Origin of the sequence: Erythrobacter dokdonensis DSW-74, assembly GCF_001677335.1 — a bacterium.
Taxonomy (GTDB): Bacteria; Pseudomonadota; Alphaproteobacteria; order Sphingomonadales; family Sphingomonadaceae; genus Erythrobacter; species Erythrobacter dokdonensis.
In genome coordinates, this window is the sequence record NZ_LZYB01000001.1 from 31,147 (window position 1) to 58,132 (window position 26,986).

At 65.2% G+C, this 26,986-nt stretch carries 28 protein-coding genes and 1 tRNA gene; 24 read left to right on the top strand and 5 right to left on the bottom strand.

Features of this window, described 5'->3' with window-relative positions; genetic code table 11:
• The first annotated feature begins 6 nt into the window (after positions 1–6).
• Entirely contained in the window at positions 7–366 is a 360-nt protein-coding gene (locus I603_RS00165; RefSeq protein ID WP_068861814.1) for an Arm DNA-binding domain-containing protein, read from the top strand.
• 10 nt (positions 367–376) lie between these two features.
• Here the strand turns inward: I603_RS00165 and I603_RS00170 are convergent, their stop codons facing one another.
• Positions 377–2,758 carry a YbcC family protein gene (locus I603_RS00170; protein ID WP_084439720.1) on the bottom strand — a complete coding sequence of 794 codons (2,382 nt, stop codon included), beginning with the start codon at positions 2,756–2,758 and terminating at the stop codon, positions 377–379.
• A 24-nt stretch (positions 2,759–2,782) separates the two neighbouring features.
• Positions 2,783–4,351, bottom strand: coding sequence for a proton-conducting transporter transmembrane domain-containing protein (locus I603_RS00175; RefSeq protein WP_068861815.1), 1,569 nt, complete (start codon positions 4,349–4,351; stop codon positions 2,783–2,785).
• Between the two features lie 123 nt (positions 4,352–4,474).
• Between I603_RS00175 and I603_RS00180 the strand changes: the two genes are divergently transcribed.
• The 4 genes from I603_RS00180 (at position 4,475) to I603_RS00195 (ending at position 8,312) form a co-directional block, all read left to right on the top strand.
• On the top strand, positions 4,475–5,371 hold the full coding sequence (locus I603_RS00180) for a LysR family transcriptional regulator (protein ID WP_068861816.1): 897 nt from the start codon (positions 4,475–4,477) through the stop codon (positions 5,369–5,371).
• 82 nt (positions 5,372–5,453) lie between these two features.
• Positions 5,454–6,590 carry a beta-ketoacyl-ACP synthase III gene (locus I603_RS00185; protein ID WP_068861817.1) on the top strand — a complete coding sequence of 379 codons (1,137 nt, stop codon included), beginning with the start codon at positions 5,454–5,456 and terminating at the stop codon, positions 6,588–6,590.
• 50 nt (positions 6,591–6,640) lie between these two features.
• Positions 6,641–7,393, top strand: coding sequence for a phosphatidylserine decarboxylase (locus I603_RS00190; protein WP_068861818.1), 753 nt, complete (start codon positions 6,641–6,643; stop codon positions 7,391–7,393).
• A gap of 46 nt (positions 7,394–7,439) precedes the next feature.
• Entirely contained in the window at positions 7,440–8,312 is an 873-nt protein-coding gene (locus I603_RS00195; protein ID WP_407643890.1) for a CDP-alcohol phosphatidyltransferase family protein, read from the top strand.
• On the opposite strand, the gene I603_RS00200 is transcribed toward I603_RS00195, so the two are convergent.
• Positions 8,248–8,511 carry a hypothetical protein gene (locus I603_RS00200; protein ID WP_068861819.1) on the bottom strand — a complete coding sequence of 88 codons (264 nt, stop codon included), beginning with the start codon at positions 8,509–8,511 and terminating at the stop codon, positions 8,248–8,250. The two genes, I603_RS00195 and I603_RS00200, sit on opposite strands and share 65 nt — an antisense overlap.
• A 286-nt stretch (positions 8,512–8,797) precedes the next feature.
• Between I603_RS00200 and rpsB the strand changes: the two genes are divergently transcribed.
• From rpsB to rpmE, 13 genes are all read left to right on the top strand, one after another.
• Positions 8,798–9,583, top strand: a complete 786-nt coding sequence (gene rpsB / locus I603_RS00205; RefSeq protein WP_068861820.1) for a 30S ribosomal protein S2 — start codon at positions 8,798–8,800, stop codon at positions 9,581–9,583.
• Positions 9,584–9,723: 140 nt separating this feature from the next.
• Complete coding sequence (gene tsf, locus I603_RS00210; protein WP_068861821.1) at positions 9,724–10,650, top strand: translation elongation factor Ts; 927 nt, start codon at positions 9,724–9,726, stop codon at positions 10,648–10,650.
• 144 nt (positions 10,651–10,794) lie between these two features.
• Positions 10,795–11,322 carry a hypothetical protein gene (locus I603_RS00215; protein WP_068861822.1) on the top strand — a complete coding sequence of 176 codons (528 nt, stop codon included), beginning with the start codon at positions 10,795–10,797 and terminating at the stop codon, positions 11,320–11,322.
• Between the two features lie 98 nt (positions 11,323–11,420).
• Entirely contained in the window at positions 11,421–12,140 is a 720-nt protein-coding gene (gene pyrH, locus I603_RS00220) for a UMP kinase (RefSeq protein ID WP_068861823.1), read from the top strand.
• Between the two features lie 22 nt (positions 12,141–12,162).
• Positions 12,163–12,720 carry a ribosome recycling factor gene (gene frr / locus I603_RS00225; protein WP_068861824.1) on the top strand — a complete coding sequence of 186 codons (558 nt, stop codon included), beginning with the start codon at positions 12,163–12,165 and terminating at the stop codon, positions 12,718–12,720.
• Positions 12,721–12,786: 66 nt separating this feature from the next.
• Positions 12,787–13,428, top strand: coding sequence for a polyprenyl diphosphate synthase (uppS, locus tag I603_RS00230; RefSeq protein WP_068861825.1), 642 nt, complete (start codon positions 12,787–12,789; stop codon positions 13,426–13,428).
• Entirely contained in the window at positions 13,415–14,170 is a 756-nt protein-coding gene (locus I603_RS00235; protein ID WP_068861826.1) for a phosphatidate cytidylyltransferase, read from the top strand. Before uppS ends, I603_RS00235 begins: the two co-directional genes overlap by 14 nt.
• A gap of 7 nt (positions 14,171–14,177) precedes the next feature.
• The gene (dxr, locus tag I603_RS00240) at positions 14,178–15,341 is read left to right on the top strand and encodes a 1-deoxy-D-xylulose-5-phosphate reductoisomerase (protein ID WP_068861827.1); all 1,164 of its coding nucleotides are present in this window, start codon (positions 14,178–14,180) and stop codon (positions 15,339–15,341) included.
• Positions 15,334–16,461: an RIP metalloprotease RseP gene (gene rseP, locus I603_RS00245; RefSeq protein WP_232305202.1), complete on the top strand. Its 1,128-nt coding sequence runs from the start codon at positions 15,334–15,336 to the stop codon at positions 16,459–16,461. Before dxr ends, rseP begins: the two co-directional genes overlap by 8 nt.
• Before the next feature lie 210 nt (positions 16,462–16,671).
• The gene (gene bamA / locus I603_RS00250; protein ID WP_084439724.1) at positions 16,672–19,389 is read left to right on the top strand and encodes an outer membrane protein assembly factor BamA; all 2,718 of its coding nucleotides are present in this window, start codon (positions 16,672–16,674) and stop codon (positions 19,387–19,389) included.
• Entirely contained in the window at positions 19,389–20,072 is a 684-nt protein-coding gene (locus tag I603_RS00255) for an OmpH/Skp family outer membrane protein (protein ID WP_068861830.1), read from the top strand. Before bamA ends, I603_RS00255 begins: the two co-directional genes overlap by 1 nt.
• 34 nt (positions 20,073–20,106) lie before the next feature.
• Positions 20,107–20,580: a 3-hydroxyacyl-ACP dehydratase FabZ gene (fabZ, locus tag I603_RS00260; RefSeq protein ID WP_068861831.1), complete on the top strand. Its 474-nt coding sequence runs from the start codon at positions 20,107–20,109 to the stop codon at positions 20,578–20,580.
• 215 nt (positions 20,581–20,795) lie between these two features.
• Entirely contained in the window at positions 20,796–21,020 is a 225-nt protein-coding gene (gene rpmE / locus I603_RS00265) for a 50S ribosomal protein L31 (RefSeq protein ID WP_068861832.1), read from the top strand.
• Between the two features lie 71 nt (positions 21,021–21,091).
• On the opposite strand, the gene I603_RS00270 is transcribed toward rpmE, so the two are convergent.
• Complete coding sequence (locus I603_RS00270) at positions 21,092–21,409, bottom strand: TraR/DksA family transcriptional regulator (RefSeq protein WP_068862462.1); 318 nt, start codon at positions 21,407–21,409, stop codon at positions 21,092–21,094.
• Complete coding sequence (locus I603_RS00275) at positions 21,409–22,044, bottom strand: prolyl hydroxylase family protein (RefSeq protein WP_068861833.1); 636 nt, start codon at positions 22,042–22,044, stop codon at positions 21,409–21,411. The genes I603_RS00270 and I603_RS00275 overlap by 1 nt, the downstream gene beginning before the upstream one ends.
• Before the next feature lie 233 nt (positions 22,045–22,277).
• Here I603_RS00275 and I603_RS00280 point away from each other — a divergent pair.
• The 6 genes from I603_RS00280 (at position 22,278) to I603_RS00300 (ending at position 26,981) form a co-directional block, all read left to right on the top strand.
• A tRNA-His gene (locus tag I603_RS00280) sits at positions 22,278–22,354 on the top strand.
• A 53-nt stretch (positions 22,355–22,407) separates the two neighbouring features.
• Positions 22,408–23,475 carry a Leu/Phe/Val dehydrogenase gene (locus tag I603_RS00285; RefSeq protein WP_068861834.1) on the top strand — a complete coding sequence of 356 codons (1,068 nt, stop codon included), beginning with the start codon at positions 22,408–22,410 and terminating at the stop codon, positions 23,473–23,475.
• 124 nt (positions 23,476–23,599) lie between these two features.
• The gene (ccmC, locus tag I603_RS00290; RefSeq protein WP_068861835.1) at positions 23,600–24,361 is read left to right on the top strand and encodes a heme ABC transporter permease CcmC; all 762 of its coding nucleotides are present in this window, start codon (positions 23,600–23,602) and stop codon (positions 24,359–24,361) included.
• Positions 24,361–24,501, top strand: coding sequence for a hypothetical protein (locus I603_RS14620; RefSeq protein ID WP_169711374.1), 141 nt, complete (start codon positions 24,361–24,363; stop codon positions 24,499–24,501). The genes ccmC and I603_RS14620 overlap by 1 nt, the downstream gene beginning before the upstream one ends.
• Positions 24,502–24,514: 13 nt before the next feature.
• Complete coding sequence (gene ccmE, locus I603_RS00295) at positions 24,515–24,979, top strand: cytochrome c maturation protein CcmE (protein WP_084439726.1); 465 nt, start codon at positions 24,515–24,517, stop codon at positions 24,977–24,979.
• 25 nt (positions 24,980–25,004) lie between these two features.
• Entirely contained in the window at positions 25,005–26,981 is a 1,977-nt protein-coding gene (locus I603_RS00300; protein ID WP_068861837.1) for a heme lyase CcmF/NrfE family subunit, read from the top strand.
• Positions 26,982–26,986 lie beyond the last annotated feature (5 nt).

The window sequence follows — 26,986 nt, forward strand, 5'->3', positions numbered from 1 at the left end:
ATCGACATGGGGAAGCTGACTGCCAAGCAAGTGAAAGACGCGCTGAAAGTGCCGGGAGCCTATCAGGATGGCGACGGCCTTTTTCTAAAGGTGGATAAGCGCGGCGGTGCATCATGGTATGTGCGGGTGCAGCGAGACAAGAAACGGCGGGACGTTTCGCTTGGGAGCGCCAAGCTGATTTCGCTGGCAGAGGCGCGGGGGATGGCCGTGCTCGCGCGCAAGGCAATCAAGATCGAAGGCCGCGACATTATCGCGGAGCGGCGCAAGGACAGGGCAGAGGCCGTGACATTCCGGCAAGCGGCGGAGCGGTATCACGGCGAGAACAAGGGCGGCTGGAAAAGCGAAGGCTATGCGGCGCAACCTTGATGTGCGCGCCTCAGGCCGCAAGGGTTTCCGGGGCGGCGTCAGCCCATTCGAGGCCGGGACGATAGCGCGCATCGACCTTGCCATCTTTCAGCACGAACAGGTGCAGCCAGCCATTGTCGAACAATTCGCGCACGCCGGGGTGGTTTTCGAGCACCTTGAGGATCTCCTCGCGCGGGGCTTCGATCATCACGCTGAGGCGCAGCGGCTCGTGGGCGAGGGCATCGCCGTCATGCACCGCCTGCCAGGGCAGGCCGGGGCGCAGGCGTCCGCCATTGCCCTCGATCACGCCGATCCCGCCCACGACATTGTGGATCAGCTTGTTGCCGCCGCCGAACATGTCCGGTGCGACCGAAGAGCCGAAATACTGGAGCGAAATCCAGCTCGCCACCACCACCGGCGCGGTGATGATGAGTTCCAGCGTGCCGAAGCCGGCATCGGCCTGCCAGTCATAGGAGTGCAGGAAGGCCCGCCCGCCCAGATCGCGGCCTGTGGTCGCCTCGCGCGGGGCGGCGATGAAGGCGGCGCAGCCGGCAAGGCCCCATTCCGGACGGATCTCGGCCCAGTTGGTGGCGCGTGCAGGAATGCTCTCGCCGCTCGCACCGGGCATCCTCAGCGCACGTTCGGCGCGGGCGATCTTCGCTGCCTGTGCCAGCATTGTGCCGACCTTTGCCAGATCACCGCTGCGGCTGGCGGGCAAGCCGTCCTCGTAGATGGTGATCGCGTCGGTGGTGGTATCATGCAGCCCGGCGACGAAGAGGGTGTCGGCGGGAACCTCGACGCCCCGCTCGGCCAGACCGGCGCGGGTTTCAGGGTCGTTGAGCAGGATTGCTAGCAGGCGGGCGGAAACCTCGCCGGTGTAACCTCCGCAGGCGCCGCAGTGATAGGCGCTTTCATGCGGGTTGTTGGTGACGTTTCCGCCATGGCCGAGCAGCAGCACGATCTCGCCATGACCCTTGGTCAGGCTCATCGCCTTGAGCACGGCAGCGCCCGTATCGGCCTTGGCCTCGGCGGTCATGCCGCCGACCACCTGCGGGGCGGGCTCGGGCTTGGCCGTGTCGCCCAGACCCAGCGCCGACTTGACCAGCTTGACCGCATAGACCGGCCCTGCCGCCTCGACGAAGGCGAAGGAGGATACCGCCGCCTGCCGGAAGCGGCCCCAGGCACGCTTGCTGCGGGCGCTGATGCGGCTGGCCTGATCCTTCGCCGGATCGCCCGCGCTGGTGGTCTCGACCGCGGGGTTGAGCAGCACCGGCAGGCGCGCCTCGCGGATGTCCGAACCATGGGCGTGGTGGGCGAGCGGCAGGCCGAAGAAGCCCGCAAAGCCGATCGTGGCGATGGATGCATCGATGCTTTCCAGCGCGCGCCGGAACACTTCCGAACGCACGTCGATGCAGAAGGCTGCCTGCAGGAAGGGGCGGTCGGTCGCGGGCGTTTCGCCGTCGAGCGCGGCGGCGAGGCGGCGCTGGTGGCCACGGTCGGCAGCGTCCTGCAAGATCGCGAGCGCCACCTCGTCTGCTCCGGCGGCGACGGGGGCGGCATGGGCGGCGACGGTCGCGGCCCAGCGGTCGGCGACCTCGGGGGCATGGGCGAGCAGCGCCTCGTCCCAGATCAGGCGGATGGCGAGCAGATCGGCCATGGTCCGGTCACTCGTCCCCGCGAGTTCAGCCTGCCACAGCAGCCATCGGGCATGCTGCGACCAGCCGCCCATGCTCATGAACAACCGGTGGAAAGCGGTTTCGGCGGCAGCGTCGCTGATGCCGAGCGCCTCGGCGGCGAACAGGATCGCGCGTTCGGGCGTGTCGGGGGCGGCGGCGACATGGGCGCAGAAGCCTTCAAGTCCCGCGATTTCGGGCGTGAGATCATGCATCGCCCAGGCGCGCCAGGCGGCGAAGGCGTCCGAGCCGGGGGCGGGCGACCACAGTGCCTGTCCGCGGTCGAACTGGCCTGCCGCCCACAGCCCGATGCACTTGTCGATCAGCGCGGGCCAGTCGATGCCGGTCGCTTGCGCCGCGAGATCGGCGATGGTCGGCAGCGCGCTCGGCTCCGGCCCGTCACCCAGCTGCTCGGCCGCGTGGCGCAGGGCGGCGGCATCGGCGGGCTTCAGCGGCGAGGGCGAGGCTTCCAGCGCTTCGGCAAGATCGTCTTCGGTGATGCGGCCGTCGCGGATGGCGGCGGCATATTCGGCGCCCGTGCGGGTCACGCGCACCCCGGCAACCCGGCCCAGCCGGGCGGCGGCGGTGGCCAAGTCCTCGCCGGTCTGGCCGAGGAAGGGGTTGACCGCCACGGTCGCATCCAGCGGAAAGGCGGGCGGGATCGCGCGCGCGGCCCGCTCTGCAGCTTCGAGGATCTGCGAGAACCGGGTCGGCGTGATCTGCGCGTGGTTCATGAACATGGGTGTTACTCCTTGAAGCGGGGTTCAGCGGGCGCGTGTGGTGCGGAAGCCGCCGATGGCGCGGTCGAGCAGGGCGTTGAGATAGAGGCCGTTGGCAAGGTGGACGCGCAGGCCTGCGGTCGAGGGGTGGTGCGCCCACAGCGGGAACAGCGCCTGGGCGAAGGCGACAAGACCGAAGGAGGCGACCGCAAGCACGATCAGCGCCCATTCGAGATCGCCCGGAACGGGGGCCACCGGCAGGATCGGTCCCCACACCTTCTGGGCGATGGCCTGGAAGGAGAAATATCCCACCGCCGCGGCGAGTGCGGAGACTGCCGTGCGCTTGGTCAGCTGGGCAGGGGCCCGGTCGGCAAGCCCCTGAGCAACGAGGTAAGCCACCCCGAAGATCAGGATCGCGCCCAGCGCCAGAGCCTGCGGCGACTTGGGGCCGAGCAGCGCGGTGAAGCCGCCGGCGATGACCGCAAAGATGATCAGCGCGAGGCCGAAGCTCTTGAGCACGGCGGCAACATTGGGCGCGGCGACCGGGCCGGGGCGGCGAATATTGGCGACCTCGCTCACCGCTCCGCCCGAGGACAGGAAAGCATGTGCCTTGTAGAGCGAGTGGGCGATGATGTGCAGCAGCGCCAGCGTCCACAGGCCGAGCCCGCATTGCAGCAGCATGAAGCCCATCTGCGAGACGGTGGACCAGGCCAGCGCGGTCTTGATCGCGCTTTGGGTGAGCATCACGGCGGCGCCGAACAGCGCGGTAAAGCCGCCCAGCAGCACCAGCGCGGCCATCGCTCCGCCACTGGCCTGGACCAGACCGGAGGCGGTGATAAGCAGCACGCCGCCCGAATTGATGATGCCCGCATGGAGCAGCGCCGAGACGGGGGTGGGGGCCTCCATCACCTCGGTCAGCCAGCCATGCAGCGGGAAGGACGCCGTCTTGAGCGCGGCTGCGGCGACAATCGCGGCCACGGCGAAGGTGCCGGCAAGGCCGAGACCCGTTGAGCCTGCGGCATCGGCCAGCGCGGCGAAATCGAGCGTGCCGAAGTGCGACGCGAGGAGGGCAGCAGCGACCACCAGCATGGCATCGCCCGCGTGCCAGACCAGCGCGAACTTGGTCGCGGCACGCTGGGCCTCGGCGCGGCCGGGGTAGAACAGCAAAAGGCGCTTGAGCGTGACCCCGACCGCAATCGCGGCGAGGAGCACCGTGCCGAGCGTCGCCGCCTGGACGAATACCAGCACCGCCGCGAGCGTGACCAGCATCAGGCCGTGGAACGCGCCCTCGCGCTCCTCGCCGTCGAGATAGGTGCGGCTGTAGCGCATCACGATCCAGCCGATGAAGCCCACCAGTGTCGCCATCGCGGTGCTGACGAGATCGGCGCGCAGGCCCAGCTGCGCGGCGCCTTCGAGCATGCCGATGCCCGGCACCTTGCCGATTGCGGTCTGCACCAGACCCGCCAGCGCCAGCGCGAAGGCTGCGAGGGCCGAGGCCTCCGACCAGCGCGGCAGGCTCCCGGGCCGCTTGCCGGGGCGGGCGAGCGCGAAAATGGCGGCAGGCAGCAGCGCCAGCGGGGCGAGGAAGGAAAGGGCGAAGGCAAGCGACGGCATGGCGGCACTCCGGATAAAGGGGGCCCGGACAGCGAGGGGCGTTTAGGGTGCCGGAGGGATAGAGACTGGACAGATTTAAATAAAATACATATTTTTTAGAAAACCGTTCGGAAAAATGGAACTGTGTCGAATCTCAATCTCCATCACCTGCGGCTGTTCCGGGCGACCGCGCGCGAAGGCACGCTGACGGCGGCGGCCAGGGCGCTCAACATTTCGCAGAGCGCGGTCTCGACCCAGATCAAGGCGCTCGAGGCCGATCTCGGCCATGACCTGTTCGAGCGGCGCGGGCGCAATCTGGTGCTGACCGAGGCCGGACGCATCGCGCTCGACCATGCTGACGAGATCTTCCGCACCGCCGACCAGCTCGCCGCCACCTTCCGCGCCGTGGGCGAGCAGCGCAAGGTGATCAGGATCGGCGCGCTGTCCACCCTGTCGCGCAACTTCCAGCTCGGCTTCGTCCGGCCGCTGATCGGGCGCGAGGATGTGGAGGTGGTGATGCGTTCGGGCACGCATGCCACGCTCCTGCGCGCGTTGGAGGCGATGAGCATCGACGTGCTGCTGACCAACATGATCCCTGCGCGCGACGCGGCGAGCCCCTATCTTGTGCGGCGGCTGGCGCAGCAGCCCGTAAGTCTGGTCGGAGCGCGTTCGCGGCTTGTCCTGGCGGGGCAGGGCATGGCCACCTTGCTGACCAAAGCCCCGCTGATCCTGCCGACACCGGAAACTGCCCTGCGCGCGGGGTTCGACGCACTGACAGAACGCATGGGCATCGTTCCGCGCATCGCCGCCGAGGCCGATGACATGGCGATGCTGCGCCTGCTTGCGCGCTCGGATGCCGGGGTGGCGGTGATTCCGCCGATCGTGGTGCAGGACGAACTCGCCGCAGGAACGCTCTACGAGCTGTTCCAGCTCCCCGACATCGCCGAGGTGTTCAGCGCAGTCACGGTCCGGCGGACCTTTCCCAATCCGCTTCTGGCCGAGGTGTTCGGCGGTGCTGACCCTGATCCCGACGAGGGTTGATGGCGATTTTCCGGCTGCCTCTGGCCCTTGCAGGCGGCGCGGGCGGCGACTAAGGCCCGCCCTCCCCAGGCAAGAGAGACCCATGCAGGAATCGCAACCCAGCCCCGCCATTCGCACCGGACGCCCGGTAATCTCCGCCACCGGCCTGTACACGCCGCCGGACAGCATCACCAACGAAGAGCTGGTCGCCAGCTTCAACGCCTTTGTCGACCGGCACAATGCGGCGAACCCCGAGGCCGAGCCGCTGGCCTATTCCTCGGTCGAGTTCATCGAGAAGGCGAGCGGGATCAAGGCGCGTCACGTGATGAGCAAGGCGCCGATCCTCGATCCCGACATCATGTGTCCGCGCCTGCCCGAACGCGCCAATGACGAACTGTCGGTCATGGCCGAGATCGGCGTCGCCGCCGCGCGGCAGGCGCTGGAGCGTGCGGGGCGTGAAGCGAAGGATGTCGATGCGGTGCTGTGCGCCGCCTCGAACATGCAGCGCGCCTATCCGGCAATGGCGATCGAGATCCAGCAGGCCTTGGGCATCGAGGGCTTCGGCTTCGACATGAACGTGGCCTGCTCTTCTGCCACTTTCGGCATCCAGACGGCTGCCGACTATATCCGCGCCGGCAACGCGAAGAGCGTGCTGGTGGTGAGCCCCGAAATAACGTCAGGCCACCTCAACTGGCGCGACCGCGACAGCCACTTCATCTTCGGCGATGTGGCAACCGCGGTGCTGGTGGAGGATGCCGCCATTGCCCCCGCGCAGCACTGGGAAATCCTGGGCACGAAACTGAAGACGGTGTTCTCCAACAATATCCGCAACAATTTCGGCTTCCTCAATCGCGCTGCGCCCGAAGGCGAGGGCAAGGCCGACAAGCTGTTCGTCCAGGAAGGGCGCAAGGTCTTCAAGGAGGTCGTGCCGATGGTGGCGCAGATGATCCTCGATGAAGCCGCGCGGCTGGGCATCGATCCCGAAAGCCTGCGCCGCCTGTGGCTCCATCAGGCCAATGCTGGGATGAACCGGCTGATCGCGCACAAGGTGCTGGGCCACGAGGCGAACGAGGACGAAAGCCCCACCGTGCTCGATACCTATGGCAACACCTCGAGTGCGGGTTCGATCATCGCCTTTCACCAGCACAGCGATGATCTGGCGGCGGGCGATACCGGCCTGATCTGTTCCTTCGGGGCTGGCTATTCAGCTGGTACGGTATTCGTGCGCAAGATGGGCTGAGAGCCCGACTTGCTTGCGGGCAGGCGCGCCAGTCCCTAGATGCTGAGGCCATGGCAGGCGAAATTCTCGACAACAAGGGCCGCGGCGAAGCGGGCTGGCAATGGCCCGCGATCCATCCGGAGGGCCGCAAGTTCGGCCTTATCGCGCTGGCCGTCAGCCTTTTTTTCCTGCTGGTTGCGGGCTGGGACATCATCGGCTGGCCGCTACTGCTGTTGTCGCTCGGCGTGTTCGCCTTCTTCCGCGATCCCGAGCGGGTGGTGCCGCAGACCGAAAATGCCATTGTCTCTCCGGCCGACGGGCAGGTGACTCAGATCGCCGAAGTCGAGCCGCCGCTGGAACTGCAGATCGAGGATGGATCGGGGTTTGCCGGATTGGCGCGCGGGCCAGTGACTCGCGTCTCGATCTTCATGAGCGTGTTCGATGTCCATATCAACCGTGCGCCGGTGGGCGGAACGGTGCGCAGGGTTGTCTATATTCCGGGCCGTTTTCTCAGCGCCGATCTCGACAAGGCCAGCGAGGAGAACGAGCGCCAGCACATTCTTGTGGAACGCAGCGACGGGCTGAAGCTGGGATTTACCCAGATTGCCGGGCTGGTGGCGCGGCGGATCGTGCCGTTCGTCAAGCCGGGCGACATGGTGGCAAAGGGCCAGCGGATCGGACTGATCCGGTTCGGCAGCCGGGTGGATGTCTATCTGCCCGCAGGCACTGATCCCAAGGTAATGATCGGTCAGACCGTGATCGCGGGCGAGACAGTTCTGGCCGAGCTTGGCGAGACTGGCCTGATAGAAGGGATCGCGCAGTGATCCGGACAGGGATCTTCTTCGGCGCCGTGCAACAGAGACAGCGCGCGTGAGCCGTCCGCCGAAACTGCGGCGCGGCGCCTTCCTGCCCGCACGGGTCGGCCCCAAGGCGGCCGAGGACGAGGAGGGTCCGGTGGTGCGCGATAGCGGCGGCCTGTCGCTGCGGGCGATGCTTCCCAATGCGATCACCGCCGCGGCGCTGTGCGCGGGCCTGACCGGGATCCGTTTCGCGACCGACGGCGCGTGGACCTATGCAATCGGGCTGGTGGTGCTGGCGGGCGTGCTCGACGGGATCGACGGGCGCATCGCGCGGCTGCTGAATGCCCAGTCGCGCTTCGGCGCCGAGCTCGACAGTCTGGCGGATTCGCTGTCTTTCGGGGTCGCGCCCGCTCTGATCCTGTTTCTGTGGTCGCTGCAGGATCTGCCGCGCTTCGGCTGGTTTGCCGCGCTCGCCTTCGCGATTTCCTGCGCGCTGCGCCTCGCGCGGTTCAATGCGCGCATCGATGTTGACGACCAGCCGCACAAGTCGGCGGGCTTTCTCACCGGAGTGCCCGCTCCGGTCGGGGCCGGGCTGGCTTTCACGCCGTTCTACCTGTGGCACGAAACCCAGCTGGAAATCTTTCGCAATCCGGTTGTGATGGCGCTCTGGCTCAGCGTCATTGCGGTGCTGATGATTTCCAACATGGCTACACTGAGCTGGGCCTCGCTGCGCCCGCGCAAGGCGATCCGGCTATGGCTCATCGCGTTTGTGGCGCTCGCCTTTGCCGCGCTATTGCTCGAGCCGTGGTGGACGCTGGCGACGATCTCGATCGTCTATCTCGCGCTGATGCCCTATGGTCTTGTCAAATATGGCCGGATCAAGCGGCGCCGCGCACAGGAACAGGCTGCAGCCGCGGCAGCGCCGCCCGGCGCGGCAGCATAGCCGCGCCCGCACGCCGGTCGGCAACGCGCAGCCGCTGCTCGGACGGTTCCACCTGCATCACGAAGCCCGCATCGATCAGCGCCTTTTCGCGCAGCAACCGCTTGTAGGCCCCGTACGCCTTGAGCGCCGTGTCGGCGAGCGACAGGGTGGCGGCGACCGCGACCGTGGCAATAAGCAGGTTGATGGCAAGAGCAAGCATGGCCGGATCCTTCGCTGATTCGGTGTTCGTTTTTTGTTCCAGGCGCTTTGTTCCCTACACGTTCCGGCCTGTCAAGGGGATTTTCATGCTATGTTCCGCTTGCCCTGCAGATTCAGGGCTGGATTTTCGCGGGACGCACGGCTAAGGGCGCGCTCGCAACCGGACCGGCCGTGCCGCATCCGGGTGCATCAACGTCACATGGAAGGCGCTCATACCGGTGCCGCATGCGGGATCTCCGCAAGCGCGGTTCCAGCCTTCCAGAGGAACAACCGGAAAGGAAATACCTATGGCGGCACCTGTCGTCACGATGCAGCAATTGATCGAGGCCGGCGCTCACTTCGGCCACCAGACCCACCGCTGGAACCCGCGCATGAAGCCGTACATCTTCGGCGCGCGCAACGGTGTCCACATCATCGACCTGTCGCAGACCGTGCCGCTGTTCGCGCGCGCGCTCGATTTCGTCGAAGCCACCGTGCGTTCGGGCGGCAAGGTGCTGTTCGTCGGCACCAAGCGCCAGGCGCAGGAGCCGATCGCCGAAGCCGCGCGCATGTCGGGCCAGCACTTCGTCAACCACCGCTGGCTGGGCGGGATGCTCACCAACTGGAAGACCATCTCCGGTTCGATCCGCCGCTTGAAGAGCCTCGAGGAAATGCTTTCGGGCGACACCTCGGGCTTCACCAAGAAGGAAGTGCTCCAGCTCACCCGCGAGCGCGAGAAGCTGGAACTGTCGCTCGGCGGCATCCGCGACATGGGCGGCATCCCGGACGTTATGTTCGTGATCGACGCCAACAAGGAAGACCTTGCCATCAAGGAAGCTGCCGTGCTCGGCATTCCGGTGATCGGGATCCTCGATACCAATGTCGATCCGTCGAACATCGCCTTCCCGGTTCCGGGCAATGACGATGCGGCCCGCGCCGTGCGGCTCTACTGCCAGGCGATCGGTGAAGCGGCGCTGGCCGGCAAGGGCAAGCAGCAGACCGACATGGCGAGCGATTTCGGTGCGATGGAAGAGCCGCCGGTCGAAGCCGTGGCCGAAGAGGCTGCTCCGGCTGCGGAAGACGCCGAAGCCTGATCTTGCGGAGCGGTTGGCGCGCGTTTTCGCAAGCGCCCGTCAATCGCCCGTCACAATCCCCCTCTAGCGCGCCCGGCATTGCCCTCCCTTCGGAGCCGGCAGGGCCGGGCGCCTTACAAGCAAACGAAAAGGAAACTCTCATGGCCGATTTCTCCGTCGCCGATGTGAAGAAGCTGCGCGAAATGACCGGCGCAGGCATGATGGACGCCAAGAAGGCGCTGTCCGAAGCGGGCGGCGACATCGAAGCCGCTGTTGACGCGCTGCGTGCCAAGGGTCTTGCCACCGCGCAGAAGAAGTCCAGCCGCACCGCGGCCGAGGGCCTCGTCGGCGTGGCTGTCGAAGGCACCAAGGGCGTCGCGGTCGAGGTCAACTCGGAAACCGACTTCGTCGCCAAGAACGACAAGTTCCAGGACTTCGTGCGCAAGGTGACCGCGGTCGCTCTGGCGAACGGTTCGGACGATGTCGAAGCGCTCAAGGCGGCCGCCTATCCCGATGGCGGCACGGTTGCCGACAAGCTGACCGACAACGTTGCCACCATCGGCGAAAACCAGCAGATCCGCCGCATCAAGACCGTTTCGGTCGGCAGCGGTGCGATCGTGTCCTACATGCACAATGCCGCCGCCGAGGGTCTCGGCAAGATCGGCGTGCTCGTCGCGCTCGAAAGCGATCTGTCGGCGGACGTGCTCGAACCGTTCGGCAAGCAGATCGCGATGCACATCGCCTCGATGTTCCCGATGGCGCTGTCGGCCGACGGCCTCGATGCCGACGTGATCGAGCGCGAGCGCAAGATCGCCCAGGAAAAGGCCGCGGAAAGCGGCAAGCCCGCCGAAGTGCAGGCCAAGATGGTCGATGGCGCGATTGCCAAGTTCGCCAAGGAAAACGCGCTGCTCAGCCAGATGTTCGTGATGGACAACAAGTCGAGCGTCGAAGCCGTGATCGCCAAGTTCGCCAAGGACAATGGCGGTTCGGTCAAGCTGACCGACTATGCCCGCTTCCAGCTCGGTGAAGGCATCGAGAAGGAAGAGACCGATTTCGCAGCGGAAGTCGCTGCTGCGGTCGCGGGCTGATCGCACTCGCCCGATTGCACAACAAAACAAGGGCCGCTGCATCCCTCGTGATGCGGCGGCCCTTTTTTTTGATCGTTCCGCGCGATGAAGACTGGTAACGCGGCCGGGTGTGCGGGCTTGGGGTCCGTTCCTGGGGGCGGGCTTATGAAGTTATTGCTGTGGTTTGCGATCGCCGGGTTCGGCGCCTGGGCCGTATCCGACATCGTCGAAGCCCTGTCCGGCGCCCGGACGCCGACCGTCTATTACCTGACTGCGGCCTATCACGCTCTCGCGGCCATCGGGGTATGGGGCATTCATCGCGTGCAGAGCAATACCGGCTTGAATGTGAGCACTATCGCCACGGTGATGCAATCGGTCGGTCTGGCCAGCGTTGTAGTGTTGCCGCTTCAACTGATGCAATCGGGGATGGAGCCAAACGAATTCGCCGCTCAGAACCCCCATTTCATAGCGGGCGGCCTGCTCAATGTGTTTGGCATGATTGCGCTCGGCGTCGCAATCTGGCGCTGCGGTGTGTTCCCGCGATGGACAGGAATAGCGATCCCGGTTGGCGCTGTCCTGTTTATCACCCTGGGCGTTGCCGATGCGGGATTGATCGCCAATATCGCCAATGTGCTCCTCGCGGCGACCTTTGTTTATCTTGCTGTCCGGGGGCTGGGTAGACGCCGCGCATGACCGTAAGGACATGGTAGCGCCGCTTCTTCGCTTCACATCGCCGCGCAGCGCAGATAAAGGCCCGCCAACGACAATTCCGCTGAAGAGATCCTGCACCTATGCCTCTCCCCCCGATCAAGCGCGTGTTGCTCAAGCTTTCAGGCGAGGTGCTGATGGGGGATCAGCAGTTCGGGATCGATCCGGCTTTCGTTGCCGAGCTTGCCAAGGAAGTGAAGGCGGCCAAGGAGACGGGCCTCGAAATCTGCCTCGTGATCGGCGGCGGCAACATCTTCCGCGGCATGGCGGGCGCGGCGCAGGGGATGGACCGCGCGCAGGCCGACTACATGGGCATGCTGGCCACCGTCATGAACGCGCTCGCGATGCAGAACGCGCTCGAACAGCTCGGCGTGAACACTCGCGTCCAGAGCGCGATCCAGATGGACCAGGTGTGCGAGCCTGTGATCCGCCGCCGTGCCGAACGGCATCTGGAAAAGGGCCGCGTGGTGATTTTCGCCGCAGGCGTCGGCAGCCCGTTTTTCACCACCGATAGCGGTGCTGCGCTGCGTGCAGCGGAAATGCGCTGCGACGCGCTGCTCAAGGGCACCAGCGTCGACGGGGTCTATGACAGCGACCCCAAGCGCAACCCGCAGGCGCAGCGGTTCGACACTGTCACCTACGACAAGGTGCTGGCCGACAATCTCAAGGTGATGGACGCCTCTGCCGTGGCGCTGTGCCGCGATAACCAGATTCCGATCGTGGTCTTTTCGATCCGCGAAAAGGGCAATCTTGCGCGCGTGCTGGCGGGCAAGGGCGTCCAGACCATCGTTCAAGACAACTGACAGGATAAAGGGAGCCTGACCCATGCCGCAATATGACAAGGCCGATATCGAGCGCCGCATGAAGGGCGCCGTCGAGGCGCTGAAGAGCGATCTGCAGGGCCTGCGCACCGGCCGCGCCAATACCAGCCTGCTCGATCCGGTGGTGGTCGAGGTCTATGGCTCGATGATGCCGCTGAACCAGGTGGCGACCGTCTCTGCGCCCGAGCCGCGCATGCTGAGCGTACAGGTGTGGGACAAGTCGAACCTGATCGCGGTGGAAAAGGGCATTGCCCACGCCAATCTCGGTCTCAATCCCATCGTCGACGGCCAGACCCTGCGCCTGCCGATCCCCGATCTGACGCAGGAGCGCCGCAAGGAGCTCGCCAAGCTCGCCGGGCAATATGCCGAAAAGGCCAAGATCGCGATCCGCAACGTGCGCCGCGATGCGATGGAAAGCCTCAAGGCCGACGAAAAGAAGAAGGAAATCTCCGAAGACGAGCGCAAGCGTTCCGAGGACGAGGTCCAGAAGCTGACCGATACCTACGTCAAGGAAACCGACGAGGCAGCGGCCAAGAAGGAACAGGAAATCCTGACCCAGTAAGGTCGGCAGCCCGGATCGTTAGGAACAGGCTTGGACTCGCATCGCGCAAGACATGTCGCCATCATCATGGATGGCAACGGGCGCTGGGCCAAGAAGCGCGGCCTTCCGCGCGCGGTCGGCCACCAGCGCGGGGTCGAGGCGGTGCGGCGGCTGGTGCGCAGCCTCGAGCCGACCGGCCTCGAATGCCTGACGCTCTATGCCTTTTCCTCGGAAAACTGGAAGCGGTCCGAAGACGAGGTCGATGATTTGATGAACCTCATGCGGCGGTTCATCAAATCCGACTTGCCCGAATTCGTTGCCAATAATGTGAAGCTCAAGATCATCGGTGACTGGCAATCGCTGGCGCCCGATATCGTTGCGATGCTGGAAGACGCGCTGGCGCAGACACGCCACGGCAAGCAGACGCTCGCGGTGGCGCTCAATTACGGCGGCCAGCACGAGATCGCGCGCGCCGCGGCCAAGGCGGCAGCCGCCGGCGAGGTCACGATCGATACCATTGCCGCCCATCTCGACACGGCAGATCTGCCCCCGCTCGACCTGTTGATCCGCACCAGCGGCGAAATCCGCCTGTCCAATTTCCTGCTATGGCAATCGGCCTATGCCGAGATGCTGTTCGTGGACACGCTGTGGCCCGATTTCGAGCCTCAGCACCTGGCCCGCGCGCTCGACGATTTTGCGCGGAGGGAGCGCCGATATGGTGGGCGCTGAGGTGCGCAAGCAGAACGTGTCCGATCTGCCTGTCCGGCTCGGTTCGGCGGTGGTGATGCTGGTTGTTTCCGGCGGTGCGCTGTGGCTGGGAGGCTGGGTGTGGACCGGTTTTGTCGGCCTGCTGGCGGCGGGCGTGTTGTGGGAATGGAACCGTCTGGTCTCCCGCTTCGGCGTTTCTGGCCTTTCCGAGACCATCTGGTTCTTTGCGGGCGTGATCTATATCGGCGGTGCGGCGCTCGCGATGATGGCGCTCAGGAACGGGGCGCAGTTCCTTCCGGTGAGTGGTCAAAGCTTGGGCTATTCGCCGCTTGAAGTGCTGGTCGGCTATATCCTGCCCATCATTGCGGTCGATGCCGGAGCCTATTTCGCCGGGCGCGCGATCGGCGGGCCGAAGATTGCGCCCAGGATCAGTCCGTCCAAGACGTGGGCGGGTCTTGGCGGAGGAGCGCTTGCGGCGGGGCTGGTGGCGGTCGGCAACGAACTGGCCGATTTCGGACCGGCTGCCGGATCGCCGGGCTACGACGCGGCAAGCCTTGGGCTGGCGATGGTCGCAGGCAGCGTCATCGCGGTGGTCGCCCAGACCGGCGATTTCTTCGAAAGCTGGATGAAACGGCGTGCAGGCATGAAGGATTCAAGCAACCTCATCCCCGGCCACGGCGGGCTGTTCGACCGGCTCGACGGCTTCCTCGCGGTGTTCTTCATGCTGTTTGTGATTGCAACCGCCATGCGTTTGCTGGGATGATGGAACAATGACCCGCTCGCTTACCCTGCTCGGCGCCACCGGATCGATCGGCGCATCGACCCTTGATCTCGTGCGCCACAATCGTGATCTCTGGCAGGTGGAGGCGCTGACCGCGAACGGCAGCGCGGCTGAACTGGCCGCGCTCGCCCGCGAATTCGGTGCGAAGCTGGCGGTGGTCGGCGATGAGGCCTGCCTGCCCCAACTGCGCGCCGCGCTGGCGGGAAGCGGGATCGAAGCGGCAGGCGGACGCAAGGCCTTGTGCGAGGCGGCCGCGCGCCCTGTCGATATGACCGTGGCGGCGATCGTCGGCTGCGCCGGGCTGGGGCCGGTCATGGCCGCGGTCGAGCGCGGCGGGACCGTGGCGCTCGCCAATAAGGAAGCGCTGGTTTCTGCCGGAGATGTGCTGATGCAGGCGGTCCGCCGCCACGGCGCGACGCTGCTGCCGACCGATTCCGAGCACAATGCGATCTTCCAGTGCCTTGCCGGCAACCGCATCGAGGATGTCGCGCGGATCACGCTCACCGCCAGCGGCGGGCCGCTCAGGACGTGGACGCAGGCGCAGCTCGATGCGGCGACGCCCGCGCAGGCTGTGGCGCATCCCAACTGGTCGATGGGCGCGAAGATCAGCGTCGATTCCGCGACGATGATGAACAAGGGCCTTGAATATATCGAAGCCTTCCACCTCTTTCCGGTCGGGCTGGAGAAGCTCGGCATTGTCGTCCACCCGCAGAGCGTGATCCATTCCATGGTCGAATTCCGCGACCGCTCGACCCTGGCGCAGCTCGGCCCTTCGGACATGCGCGTGCCGATTGCCTCGTGCCTTGCCTGGCCCCAGCGCATGGACACGCCGCTCGCCCCGCTTGATCTGGCGGCAATCGGTGAACTGACCTTCTTCCCGCCCGACGAGGAGCGTTTTCCTGCCACCCGCCTGTGCCGCGAGGCGATCGCTGCAGGCGGGGGTGCGCCGGCAATCCTCAATGCCGCCAACGAGGTCGCGGTCGCGGCCTTTCTGGCCGGTCAGATCAGGTTCACCCGGATCGCGGCAATGGTCGAGGAAACACTTGCGCACATGAATGCGCCCGCGCCGCAGTCGCTCGAGGACGTGTTGGCGCTTGATGCCGACGCGCGCGCCCGCGCGGCTGCGATTCTGGAGACCTCCGCCCTTGTTTGAAACCCCGCCTTTCTGGATGTACGTGATCGGCTTTCCGCTCCTTTTGGGGCCGCTGGTAACGCTTCACGAACTCGGCCACCTGCTTGTCGGGCGCTGGTTCGGGGTCAAGGCTGAGGCCTTTTCCGTAGGCTTCGGCAAGGAGCTGGCAGGCTTCACCGATCGCCACGGAACGCGCTGGAAGCTCTCGGCCCTGCCGCTTGGCGGCTATGTCCAGTTCCAGGGCGACATGAACCCCGCCAGCGTGCCCGATCCGGATGCGCCAAAAGAGGAAGGCAGCTTCCAGCACGCCGCCTTGTGGAAGCGCGCGCTGATCGTCGCGGCCGGGCCGGTGACCAACCTGCTGGTTGCCATCGCCATTCTCGCAGCGTTTCTCGCCATTCAGGGCAAGCCGGTCTATATCGATAGCGACGAGGCGGTAACGGTAGCCTATTTCTCTGAAGGCTCGACCGCCCAGGCCGCCGGCATGGCGGTGGGCGACGAGATCCTTGCAGTCGACGGTGCGCCGACGCCGACCTTCGAGCAACTGGTACAGCGCATCGCGCTCTATCCCGGCGAACGGGTGACCATAACCGTGCGGCGCGACGGAAGCGAACTGGCCCTGCCGGTCACCATCGGACGCCAGAACACCGACGACGGTTTCGGCAACAAGGGCGATCGCGGTGTGATCGGCGTAGGCCCAGCGCCCAACGAGCTCGAATACGAATGGGAGCCGGTGCCATTGCTCCAGACCATCCCGCTGGCGGTGGAGCAATCGGGCAAGCTGGTCGACATGATGGTGACAGGGATCAAACAGATCCTCGTGGGCCAGCGTTCGGTCAAGGAATTGGGCGGGCCGCTCAAGATCGGCAAGGTGGCCGGCGAACGGCTGAGCCTCGGGCCCTCGGCCTTCATCGAATTCGCCGCGCTGATTTCGCTTAATTTGGCATTCATCAACTTCTTGCCAATCCCCGCGCTCGACGGCGGACACCTGATGTTCTACGCGGCCGAGGCGATCCGCCGGAAGCCGGTGGGGCCCCGGGCGACCGAATGGGCCTACCGCACCGGCATCGCGCTGGTGCTGACCTTGATGGTGGTGGTGACGGTGAATGACCTTTTTTCGCTACCCCTGTTCGGCAGTTGACGCCGGCAGAGCGCCGTTCATCGGTTTGCCGTGGAAAGCGCAAGGCTCGGCGCGTCATGCAGGGCCTCGCGGCTTGATTGCGCAGGGCACATGGGGCAGAGGCTTCGCCGAGGGAGCCCAGGCAGCCTTTCACGGCTTCGATATGAAGCATTCAGGGTCGCAAGGGCGAATGACAGACGGTTTGAACGGGACGTAAGCTGCATGAACCGAATGAGCGAGACGGGCTACCGGCCGGTCACTAGCCAGATTGGCCACCGTCCCGTCCCGTCGCGAACCGGACGGATGGTGGCGCTGTTGTGTTGCGGGTCCATCCTTGCCGGCATGCCCGCCATCGCACTGGCGCAGGAAGCGGGCCAGCAGCAAAATCCGGCTCCGGCCCCCGCGCCGCAGAGCAACGTGATCCGCACCATCAGCGTCGTCGGTGCCGAGCGGCTCGAGCCCACCACGATCCTTAGCTATATCCGCCTGCGCGTAGGGCAGGAATATACCTCAGCCGCGGCGGACGAGGCGCTCAAGGATCTTGGCGCGACCGAACTCTTCGCCAATTTCTCGATCCGCAACGACAATGGCAATGTCGTCATCACCGTGACCGAGAACCCGGTGATCAACCGTATCGTCCTGGAAGGCAACGAGCGGCTCAAGAACGACAAGATCGTCCCCGAGATCAAGCTCGCGCCGCGCCAGATTTTCACCCGTTCCAAGGTGCGCGCCGATGTCGCCCGCATCATCGAGCTCTACAAGCGCCAGGGCCGTTTCGCCGCCCAGGTCGAGCCAAAGATGGTGCAACTGCCGCAGAACCGCGTCGATATCGTTTTCGAGATTTCGGAGGGCCCCAAGTCCAAGGTCCGCCAGATCAACATTCTCGGCAACGAGAAGTTCTCCGATGGCGAACTGCGCGGCGAGATGGTGACCAAGCAGGCGCGCCTGACCAGCTTCTTCAGCTCGAACACGAGCTACGATCCCGATCGTCTGGCGTTCGACCAGCAGAAGCTGCGCCAGTTCTACCTGACCGAAGGCTACGCCGATTTCCGCGTCGTTTCGGCAGTGGCCGAACTCACCCCGGACCAGAAGGACTTCATCATCACCTACGTGGTGGAAGAGGGTGAGCGCTACAAGTTCGGCAATGTCGAGGTCGACAGCCAGCTGCGCGACTTCGACAGCGATACCATGAGCGCCAATCTGCCGATGAAGGGCGGCGACTGGTACAACGCCAAGACGGTCGAAGACACGGTCGAACAGCTGACCGAGCTTGCGGGCCGTTTCGGTTATGCCTTTGCCGATGTGCAGCCGCGCTTCCGGGCCAACAAGGACGACCTGACGATGAACATCACGTTCATCCTGCGCGAGGCGCCGCGCGTCTATGTCGAACGGGTCGACATCAACGGCAACACCCTGACCCAGGACAAGGTCGTGCGCCGCGAGTTCCGTCTGGCGGAAGGCGATGCGTTCAACTCGCTCGGCGTGCTGCGCACCACGGCGCGCATCAACTCGCTGGCCTATTTCCAGGAAAACTTCGAGGTCACCCAGGTCGAAGGCAGCGCGCCAGACCGCATCGTGCTTGAAGCCAATATCGAAGAGCGGCCGACCGGCGAATTGCAGTTCTCGGCTGGTTTTTCGTCGATCGAGCAGTTCATCCTCGCCGGCTCCATCCGCCAGCGCAATTTCCGCGGACGCGGGCAGACGATCGGGCTTTCGGTCAACTACTCGCAGTTCTCGCGCTCGGCACAGATCAGCTTTTCCGAGCCTTATCTGTTCGATCGGAACATTTCGGCCGGTATCGATATCTACCGGCGCGATTTCAACAGCTTCAACTTCACAAACCGCGATCGCAATACGACCTTCCGGCAATCGACCACCGGTTTCTCCATGCGGGCGGGCGTACCGCTTACCGAATACATGTCGCTCGTTGGCAGCTACACGCTCAACTACGAAGACGTGACGCTGGACGAGACCCAGTTCTTCTCCGATCTCGACGGCGACGGCACGCTCGAGTGCGATCCGCTGCGCGCGGGCCGGTTCCTGTGCGACGCGCTCGGCACGCGTCTTAGCTCGATTCTGGGGATCAGCCTCAATTACAACTCCCTGAATTCGCGCATCCGCCCGACCCGCGGCAAGACCGTGTCGCTTACCGGTGAATTCGCGGGCCTTGGCGGCGATGTGCGCTATGTCCGCTTCCGCGGCCGGGCGCAGCAGTTCTGGAATGTCGGCAATTCGGGCTTCATCTTCTCGATCCTGGCCGAAGGCGGCACCATCATCCCGCTGCAAGAGCGCCCCGGCGCCGGGGTCGACGACGTGTTGCTTACCGACCGCTTCTTCCTTGGCGAGCCGCAGTTCCGCGGTTTCCGCATCCGCGGTGTCGGCCCGCGCGTGGTGACCCGTTTCTCAGTGCTGGATCAGTTCAACAACCCGGTGCTGAATGACCAGGGCGACATCACCTTCCTTACCCAGCGCCGCCAGGTTCGCGACGACGCGATCGGCGGACGGAACTACTATCTCGGACGCGCAGAGCTGGAAATTCCGCTCGGCACGGGCGCGCGCGAACTTGGCCTGAGGCCTTCGATCTGGGCCGATGTCGGCGCGCTGTGGGGTGTGGAAACGCCGGTCCTGACCAACAACGAAACCGGCATCCCGATCGTTGATGACCTCGGCAATCAGCTCTACCGCGTGCCGGGTACATCGGGTACGATCGGCATCACGACCGATCCGACCCAACCCGACGGCTCGCCCAACATCAGGCTGATCCAGCAGGGGAGCAACTTCCGCGAATTCTTCTTCGGGGATTCGCCGAGCCCGCGCATTACGGCGGGCATCGGGGTCAACTGGAATTCACCTTTCGGCCCCTTCCGCATCGACTTCGCCCAGACCATCCGCAAGGTCGAGGGCGATGACGAGCGAACTTTCACATTCAACGTAGGAACACAATTCTGATGACCATCTTCTCCAAGTTCGCCGCTTCGGCCGGTGTCGCGCTGTGCGCGCTTGCCGCGCTGCCCGCCAATGCCCAGGTCGAAGGGCGTATCGCCACCGTCGACATCTCGCGCACGGTGATCGGCAGCACCGCATTCCAGACGGCTTACGAACAGGTCAACACGACCTATGCCCAGCAGAACGAACTCCGGCGCACCAAGGCGCAAGAGCGCCAGACCCTGCTGCAGACGTTCGATACCAATGGCGATAAGCAGGTCGACGATGCCGAACTTCAGGCCAAGCAGAATTCGCCCGACTTCACCAAGCTGCAGACACTGGAACAGGAAATCCAGGGCCTTACCAGCCAGATCGATGCCGCGCGCATCTACGCGATCGAGCAGATCATCGTCCAGTATGGCGCGGCTCTGCAGGAAGTCGTCACGCAGCAGCAGGTCAAGCTGGTGATCGATCCGGGCTCGCTGCTCTTCGCTGTTCCCGAGGCGGATATCACTCAGGCCGTGACCACGTCCCTCAACGCCAAGGTACCCTCGGTAGGGATCGTCCCGCCGTCCGGCTGGCAGCCGAGCCGCGAAGGCGTGCAGCTTTATCAGGACATCCAGCAGCGTCTGATGACCGCGCAGCTTCTCCAGCAGCGCCAGCAACAGCAGCAGCAGGGCAACCAGCAGGCGCCGGCGGGCCGTTGAGGCCTGCCGCATCCTGCCCGCGGGAGAGCAAGCGATGAGCGAGGCTGAAAACGCGGCTCCTGCCGCGCTGGACTACGATATCAGCAAGATCCTCAAGGCCTTGCCGCATCGTTATCCGCTCCTTCTGGTCGACCGGGTGAAGGCAATGACGCTCGGCGAGCGCATTCATGCGGTCAAGGCCGTGAGCATGAACGAGCAGTTCTTCCAGGGCCATTTCCCCGGCGCCCCGATCATGCCCGGCGTTCTCCAGATCGAGGCGCTGGCGCAGGCCGCCGGCATCCTCGGGATCGAGACGATGGAACTGGCGGGGACGGGCAAGCTCGTCATTTTCATGGGGATCGAGAACGCCAAGTTCCGCGCTCCGGTGACGCCCGGCTGCCTGCTCGACCTCAACGTGGAATTCACCCAGAAGCGCAGCCGCGTCTACAAGTTCAAGGGTGTGGCGAGCGTGGAGGGCAAGACCACCTGCGAGGTCGAATTCACCGCGATGATGACGGATGCTGTGTGATTTCCGCATCCGCCTCCGCGGGTGCGGTCCTCGCTAGATGCGCAGCATAGCTGCGCCCGCTGCGGGCGGGCGGTCGCCCTTGCAGTCGCTGGCGCGACCGATGGTTAGGCGAATATCTGAGGTTGCAATGCGGCACGTTTCCGACTAGGCGCGCGCCTTCTCCATTTCATAGCTGTGCCGGTCGGAACCGGCGCCTTGCTGCAAAGGAATACGTCATGAAGGCCGAAGGGCACCCCGACTACCACATGATCACGGTCAAGATGACCGATGGCACCGAGTATCAGACCCGCTCGACCTGGGGCAAGGAAGGCGACGTGATGTCGCTTGAAATCGACCCCCTGAGCCACCCGGCCTGGACCGGCGGGCGTCAGCAGGTGTCGGAAGGTGGCCGCGTGGCCGCGTTCAACAAGCGTTTCGGCGGGCTTTCCCTCAAGAAGTAAGCGACGCTACAAGCTGCGCGGCCTGCGGGCCGCAACGAGGAGGGCGGCCCGACGGGGTCGCCTTTTTCGTTTTACGCCGCGCACTTGATGCAGCGGGTCGCGATCGGGCGGGCCTTGAGCCGCTCCGGCGCGATCGCCTCGCCGCAATTGGCGCAGGTGCCGTAAGTGCCGTTGGCGATCCGGGCGAGCGCAAAGCGGATCTGCCGCGCTTCGGCAAGGAGGACATCGTCGATGCCTTCCAGTGCCTCGTCATCGGCGAGATCGATGGCTTGTTCTTCCAGATCATCGTCGAGCGGATGGCGCAGATCATCTTCGATCTCCCGGCTGCGCCCCATGATGTCGGCCAGCCGCGCCTTCAGTTGTTCCTCGATTCCAGCAAACTCGTTCATCAGCCCCTCCATGGCTTTTCCCGATACCATTTGGTTATCACATATTTGACGCCCTTGCGCACCTTCATCCCGTGATGGAGCGTCGCCGCATTGACCCCGCCGCCAGGCAAGCGGTTGTTCCAACACAGCAATTTTCCCTCTTCGGGTTGAAAGGTCTTTCCAGCCATCTTGAACCGCGTAGCCCCTCCAGCGGCGACGTCATTGAGATAGATCATGAAGGTCCAGGTGCGGTTGCCGGAAAGCGAACAGAAGCGTTCGAAGTCGCGTCCGCCCGGAGTGAAATAATCCGTGTGCGGCTTGAACTCCTGCCCTTCGGCATAGCGCTGTCCCTGAAGCGGTTCGCCGAACATCGGAGGGATGCCGCAAAGCTGCGTCAGCATCGTCTCGATCCGCTGCACTGCGGGCAGATCGGCAGCAAGGTCGCAGGTCTCGCTGGTGCGGAAATAGGCATCGCCATTGTCGTCGGCGATGGTCGAGGGGCGGCGATCCCGCTCGATCAGCGCGATCAGCTCCGCGCACAGGTCCGGTGGACAGAAACCGCGCATCTGGAACAGTTGCAAGCGATCGCTCGGCAGGCGCTGCAGACCGGCCTGTTCGTCAAGGCGCCTTGCAACGGATTCGTTGGTCAGTTTCATGGGGCGCAAGGATAGTCGGGCTCCGCGACTGCGCAATGCTCTCGCAGCCCGCGCAACAATCTTGCGCTCACGTGGCGTTGACGCAGTTTTCACTTCCCATTCACGGGGCTTTGTGCAAGAGGCGCGAGCCCGCCCAAACCGCACTTGACCGGGCGCGTGCCTTGCGTACATCGCGCGTTCTTCGCGCGGGCTTGGCAGCGACCGGACGGGTTGTTTTCGGGCAGGGGCGTGTGGCGATCGTAGCTCAGTTGGTTAGAGCGCCGGTTTGTGGTACCGGAGGTCGCGGGTTCGAACCCCGTCGATCGCCCCATCTTCCTTCCCCCGTCATGCCGATTGTCCTGCGCCCGAAACGGGGAAAAGCAGATGACCGCTTTCTGGGCCGAGCCGGATTTCGATGAACACGAATGCGTGCAACTGGTGCATGACCGGGCAAGCGGGCTGACGGCGATCATTGCGATCCATTCGACCCATTGCGGCCCGGCAGCGGGCGGCACCCGCTTCTGGAACTATCCCGATCCCGCCGGAGCCATGCGCGATGCGCTGCGGCTGTCGCGCGGGATGAGCTACAAGAACGCCATGGCGGGCCTGCCGATGGGTGGCGGCAAGGCGGTTATCCTTGGGGACAGCCAGCGCACCAAGACCCCCGGAATGCTTGCCGCCTTCGGCGATGCCGTCGATGCGCTGGGCGGGCGCTATGTCACCGCCGAGGATGTCGGCATCACCGAGGCCGACATGGTCGCGGTCGCGCAGCGCACAGCCTATGTTTCCGGTCTTCCGGTGGCCGGTGAGGGCAGCGCGGGCGGAGATCCGGGGCCGTTCACCGCAATCGGTATCTATCACGGTATCAAGGCTGCGGTGCGCCACAAGCTGGGCAGGGACAGTCTCGCGGGCGTGCATGTCGCGGTGCAGGGCACCGGCTCTGTCGGAAGCGGGGTAGCACGGTTGCTGGCACAGGACGGCGCGAAGCTGACCCTTGCCGATATCCATGCCGAGCGTGCGGCTGATCTCGCGCGTGAACTTGGCGCAAATGTGGTCGCCTCCGAGGCGATCATGTCGGTTGGCTGCGATGTGTTCAGTCCCAATGCGCTCGGTGCGATTCTCGACGAAGAGGGCATTGCCCGGCTCGACTGCGCGATTGTGGCCGGCGGGGCGAACAACCAGCTTGCGAAGGCAGAGCATGGCGCGCTGCTGGCAGGGCGCGGAATCCTCTATGCGCCCGACTATGTCATCAACGCGGGCGGGATCATTTCGGTCGCGCTCGAATATCTCGCCCGGGCCGAGGGCGCGCCGGCCGACATCAACGAGGTGCGCAAGCGTCTCGCCCAGATCCCCGAACGGCTTGAGACTATCTGGCAGGAAAGCGATGCGACCGGCATCTCGTCCGACGTGGTCGCCGACCGGATGGCCCAGAAACTTATCGGACGCAGCTGATCGGGAGCGGCTGACGCGGCGCGTTGCGGTGGCAGGTTGCGCGGGAACGAATTGTCCCTTGCGTCAATTGCAGTCTTGTCCCCGCCCGGTGTAAGGCTACAAGCCCCGCCAGACCCGAACGCTTATGCACATCTACGCCAACCCCACCCGATTCCTCGCTCTTGCCAAGTGGCTGATGCCGCTTTGCTTCTGGAGCGGGCTTTCGCTGGCGCTCGGCGCGATGGCGTGGGGTCTGTTCTTCGTGCCGCCCGACCGGCTGATGGGCGAAACGGTGCGTATCCTGTTCATCCACGTGCCGGCTGCATGGCTGGGCATGGGCGGCTGGACGGGGATCGCGATTTCCTCGGCCATGCTGCTGATCTGGAAGCATCCGCTGGCCGCCATTGCCGCGCGCGCGATCGCGCTGCCGGGCATGGTGTTCTGTGCGGTCTGCCTTGCCACCGGCTCGATCTGGGGCCGGCCGACGTGGGGTACATGGTGGGAATGGGACGGACGGCTGACCAGCATGCTGGTGCTGCTGTTCCTCTACGCCGGCTATATTGCGCTGACCCAGGCCGCGAGCCGCGAGGGCACCACGCCCAAGATCGCCGCGATTTTCGGGCTGGTGGGCGCTGTCAACGTGCCGATCATCAACCGTTCGGTGGTATGGTGGAACTCGCTCCACCAGCCGCCGAGCATTACCATGGGTAAGAGCGCGATCGACGCGGCCTATCTGACGCCGCTGCTGGTGGCGGTTATCGGCTTTTCCCTGCTGTTCGGCGGGATCGTGCTGATGCGGATGCGCGCCCTGATTGCCGACGCCCAGGTCGAGGCGCGGTTGCGGCGGCGGGCGCTCGATGATGATGTGCCGCTGGCGGGTGCGGCGGCCGTGATGGAGCAGGCCTGATGCGCGAGGAACTGGCCCAGTGGGATTTCGTCGCTCTCGCCTACGGGGTGGGGCTGGTGGCGCTCGCGGTGCTTGCGCTCTGGGCGTGGCGGACGATGGTCAACGCCGAGGCCCGGCGCGATGCGATGCGGCGGCGTTGAGAGGACACATGCGATGAAGGCCAAGCATCAACGTCTCGTGCTGGTTGTGATCGCCTTGCTGGCGATTGTCGGCGCGGGGTTGCTCGCGGCCTGGTCGCTGCGCAACCAGGCGAACTATTTCTATCTGCCCGAACAGATGGCAGCGACTCCGCCCGACATCGGTCAGGCGGTTCGGCTCGGCGGCATGGTGCAGCCCGGCTCGATTAGGACCGAGGCGGACGGGGTGACGGTCAATTTCATGGTTACCGGCAACACCGCCGATGCCATTCCCGTGCGCTACAGCGGCATCCTGCCTGATCTGTTCGTCGAAGGTTCGGGTGTGGTCGCCGAAGGCAGCCTTGGGCCCGACGGCGTGTTCCTCGCCACCAACCTGCTCGCCAAGCATGACGAGAATTACGTGCCCAAGGAGCTTGAAGGCATGGGGACCCAACAGGCCGCCAAGGTCGCGGCCGAGACGACGGTAGGCCTCGTCCAGTGAGCGCTAGCGGGCGAGGGATTGCGCGATGATCGCCGAAATCGGTCTTGCCGCCCTGTGGCTCGCTGCGGCGCTGGCGGTGTTGCAGATGGTATCGGGCGCGGCGGCGCTGCGCGCGGGCGAAGGTGCGGTTGATCCGCTGGCGATCTATGCCCGGCCTGCCGCCATCGTGCAGGCCGTGCTGGCGGTGCTCGCCTTCCTGATGCTGTTGTGGGCCTTCGCGATCACCGATCTTTCGATCAAGCTGGTCGCCACCAATTCCCATTCGATGAAACCGCTGATCTACAAGCTGACCGGGACCTGGGGCAATCACGAGGGGTCGATGCTGCTGTGGGTGGGCGTGTTGGCGCTGTCGGGCGGGCTGCTGGCAGCGTTTGAAAAGCGCTTGCCGCAAAACACGATGGGCGCGACGCTGGCGGTGCAGGGCTTCGTTGCGCTCGGCTTCTATGCCTTCCTGCTGTTGTCCTCCAACCCTTTCGAGCGGCTACCGGTGCCTGCGGTAGAGGGTACGGGGCTCAATCCCCTGCTGCAGGACATCGGCCTCGCGATCCATCCGCCCACGCTTTATGCAGGCTATGTCGGGCTTTCGGTCGCCTTCAGCCTCGCCATGGGGGCGCTGCTGACGCGTGAGGTCAATCCGAACTTCGCCCGCGTGATGCGCCCCTGGGTGCTGGGCGCGTGGGTGCTGCTGACGCTGGGGATCACGGCGGGCAGCTACTGGGCCTATTACGAGCTCGGCTGGGGGGGCTGGTGGTTCTGGGACCCGGTCGAGAACGCGAGCTTCATGCCATGGCTGGCGGCGACCGCGCTGATGCATTCGGTGAGCGTGCTGGCCGCGCGCGATGCGCTTCGGACGTGGACGATCATGCTCGGCGTGCTGGCCTTTTCGATGTCGATGCTCGGCACCTTCCTCGTGCGCTCGGGCGTGCTCACCAGCGTCCATGCCTTTGCCGTCGATCCGGAACGCGGCAGCTTCATCCTGGCGCTACTGGGGCTCTACATCGGCGGGGCCTTCACGATCTTTGCCCTGCGTGCCGGGGCAGTGGCCGAGGGCAAGCGCTTTGCCGCCGTCAGCCGCGAGGGCGCGCTGGTGTTCAACAACGTGATGCTTTCCGCGATCCTTGCGATCGTGCTGCTCGGCACGCTCTACCCGCTGCTGACCGAGGCCTTCAATGTGCGCGTCAGCGTCGGTCCGCCCTATTTCAATCCGGCTAGCGCGATCTTCGCGGTGCCGATGTTTCTCGTCATGGCGGTCGGCCCGATCCTGCGCTGGAAGGACGACAAGCCGGCACGCATCCAGTTCGAGGTGATGCTGGTCGCCGCGCTGCTGATCGGCGTGATCGCGGCGGTGTCCTTCTTCGGCAGCTTCCCCTTCCTGCCGCTGCTCGGCCTTGGCCTTGCCGCCGCGCTGGCGGTGGCTGCGATCCTGCCGCTGCGCGGGCGCAAGCTGACCCGCGTGCCGGTGGCGACATGGGGCATGGTCATTGCCCATTTCGGGGTCGCGGTCTCGCTGTTCGGCATGGCCTGCGAGGGCGCCTTCACCGAGGAGCGCCTCGCGGCCGTAGCGCCGGGCGGGACCGAACAGGTTGGCGATTTCAGCGTCACGCTCGAAAGCGTAACGCCGGTTGCCGGGCCGAACTGGACAGCGCTCGAGGCGCGTCTGGCGGTGAGTCAGAATGGCGGTGCGCCGGTCATCCTCGCTCCGCAGGCGCGCAATTTCTGGTCGCCTCCGCAGGCCACGAGCGAAAGCGCGCTGCTGACCCGCTGGGACGGGCAGCTCTATGCCGTTATCGGCAATCAGGCCGAGGACGGGCGCTGGCAGATCCGCGTCTGGTGGAAGCCCTTTGTCACCTTCATCTGGTATGGCGGGCTGCTGATCGCATTGGGCGGTGTGCTGGCGATTGCGGGCCGGGTGCGGGTCGATGTGAAGCGCCGCAGCGCTGTCGCCAAGGCCGACGCGCGCCGCGCCGATCTCGAAGCGCTCGAAGCGCAGCCGGCGGAGTAGGCCCG

What these genes read in the sequence shown, in the direction of transcription:
- I603_RS00165 (WP_068861814.1), top strand. Translation starts at nt 7, where the DNA reads ATGGGGAAGCTGACTGCCAAGCAAGTGAAAGACGCGCTGAAAGTGCCG.
- rpmE (WP_068861832.1), top strand. Translation starts at nt 20,796, where the DNA reads ATGAAGGCCGAAGGGCACCCCGACTACCACATGATCACGGTCAAGATG.
- bamA (WP_084439724.1), top strand. Translation starts at nt 16,672, where the DNA reads ATGAGCGAGACGGGCTACCGGCCGGTCACTAGCCAGATTGGCCACCGT.
- ccmC (WP_068861835.1), top strand. Translation starts at nt 23,600, where the DNA reads ATGCACATCTACGCCAACCCCACCCGATTCCTCGCTCTTGCCAAGTGG.
- dxr (WP_068861827.1), top strand. Translation starts at nt 14,178, where the DNA reads ATGACCCGCTCGCTTACCCTGCTCGGCGCCACCGGATCGATCGGCGCA.
- I603_RS00170 (WP_084439720.1), bottom strand. Translation starts at nt 2,758, where the DNA reads ATGTTCATGAACCACGCGCAGATCACGCCGACCCGGTTCTCGCAGATC.
- I603_RS00300 (WP_068861837.1), top strand. Translation starts at nt 25,005, where the DNA reads ATGATCGCCGAAATCGGTCTTGCCGCCCTGTGGCTCGCTGCGGCGCTG.
- I603_RS00275 (WP_068861833.1), bottom strand. Translation starts at nt 22,044, where the DNA reads ATGAAACTGACCAACGAATCCGTTGCAAGGCGCCTTGACGAACAGGCC.
- I603_RS00285 (WP_068861834.1), top strand. Translation starts at nt 22,408, where the DNA reads ATGACCGCTTTCTGGGCCGAGCCGGATTTCGATGAACACGAATGCGTG.
- uppS (WP_068861825.1), top strand. Translation starts at nt 12,787, where the DNA reads ATGGATGGCAACGGGCGCTGGGCCAAGAAGCGCGGCCTTCCGCGCGCG.
- I603_RS00255 (WP_068861830.1), top strand. Translation starts at nt 19,389, where the DNA reads ATGACCATCTTCTCCAAGTTCGCCGCTTCGGCCGGTGTCGCGCTGTGC.
- I603_RS00200 (WP_068861819.1), bottom strand. Translation starts at nt 8,511, where the DNA reads ATGCTTGCTCTTGCCATCAACCTGCTTATTGCCACGGTCGCGGTCGCC.
- I603_RS00270 (WP_068862462.1), bottom strand. Translation starts at nt 21,409, where the DNA reads ATGAACGAGTTTGCTGGAATCGAGGAACAACTGAAGGCGCGGCTGGCC.
- rpsB (WP_068861820.1), top strand. Translation starts at nt 8,798, where the DNA reads ATGGCGGCACCTGTCGTCACGATGCAGCAATTGATCGAGGCCGGCGCT.
- I603_RS00190 (WP_068861818.1), top strand. Translation starts at nt 6,641, where the DNA reads ATGGCAGGCGAAATTCTCGACAACAAGGGCCGCGGCGAAGCGGGCTGG.
- fabZ (WP_068861831.1), top strand. Translation starts at nt 20,107, where the DNA reads ATGAGCGAGGCTGAAAACGCGGCTCCTGCCGCGCTGGACTACGATATC.
- I603_RS00215 (WP_068861822.1), top strand. Translation starts at nt 10,795, where the DNA reads ATGAAGTTATTGCTGTGGTTTGCGATCGCCGGGTTCGGCGCCTGGGCC.
- pyrH (WP_068861823.1), top strand. Translation starts at nt 11,421, where the DNA reads ATGCCTCTCCCCCCGATCAAGCGCGTGTTGCTCAAGCTTTCAGGCGAG.
- tsf (WP_068861821.1), top strand. Translation starts at nt 9,724, where the DNA reads ATGGCCGATTTCTCCGTCGCCGATGTGAAGAAGCTGCGCGAAATGACC.
- I603_RS00235 (WP_068861826.1), top strand. Translation starts at nt 13,415, where the DNA reads ATGGTGGGCGCTGAGGTGCGCAAGCAGAACGTGTCCGATCTGCCTGTC.
- I603_RS00185 (WP_068861817.1), top strand. Translation starts at nt 5,454, where the DNA reads ATGCAGGAATCGCAACCCAGCCCCGCCATTCGCACCGGACGCCCGGTA.
- frr (WP_068861824.1), top strand. Translation starts at nt 12,163, where the DNA reads ATGCCGCAATATGACAAGGCCGATATCGAGCGCCGCATGAAGGGCGCC.
- I603_RS14620 (WP_169711374.1), top strand. Translation starts at nt 24,361, where the DNA reads ATGCGCGAGGAACTGGCCCAGTGGGATTTCGTCGCTCTCGCCTACGGG.
- ccmE (WP_084439726.1), top strand. Translation starts at nt 24,515, where the DNA reads ATGAAGGCCAAGCATCAACGTCTCGTGCTGGTTGTGATCGCCTTGCTG.
- I603_RS00175 (WP_068861815.1), bottom strand. Translation starts at nt 4,351, where the DNA reads ATGCCGTCGCTTGCCTTCGCCCTTTCCTTCCTCGCCCCGCTGGCGCTG.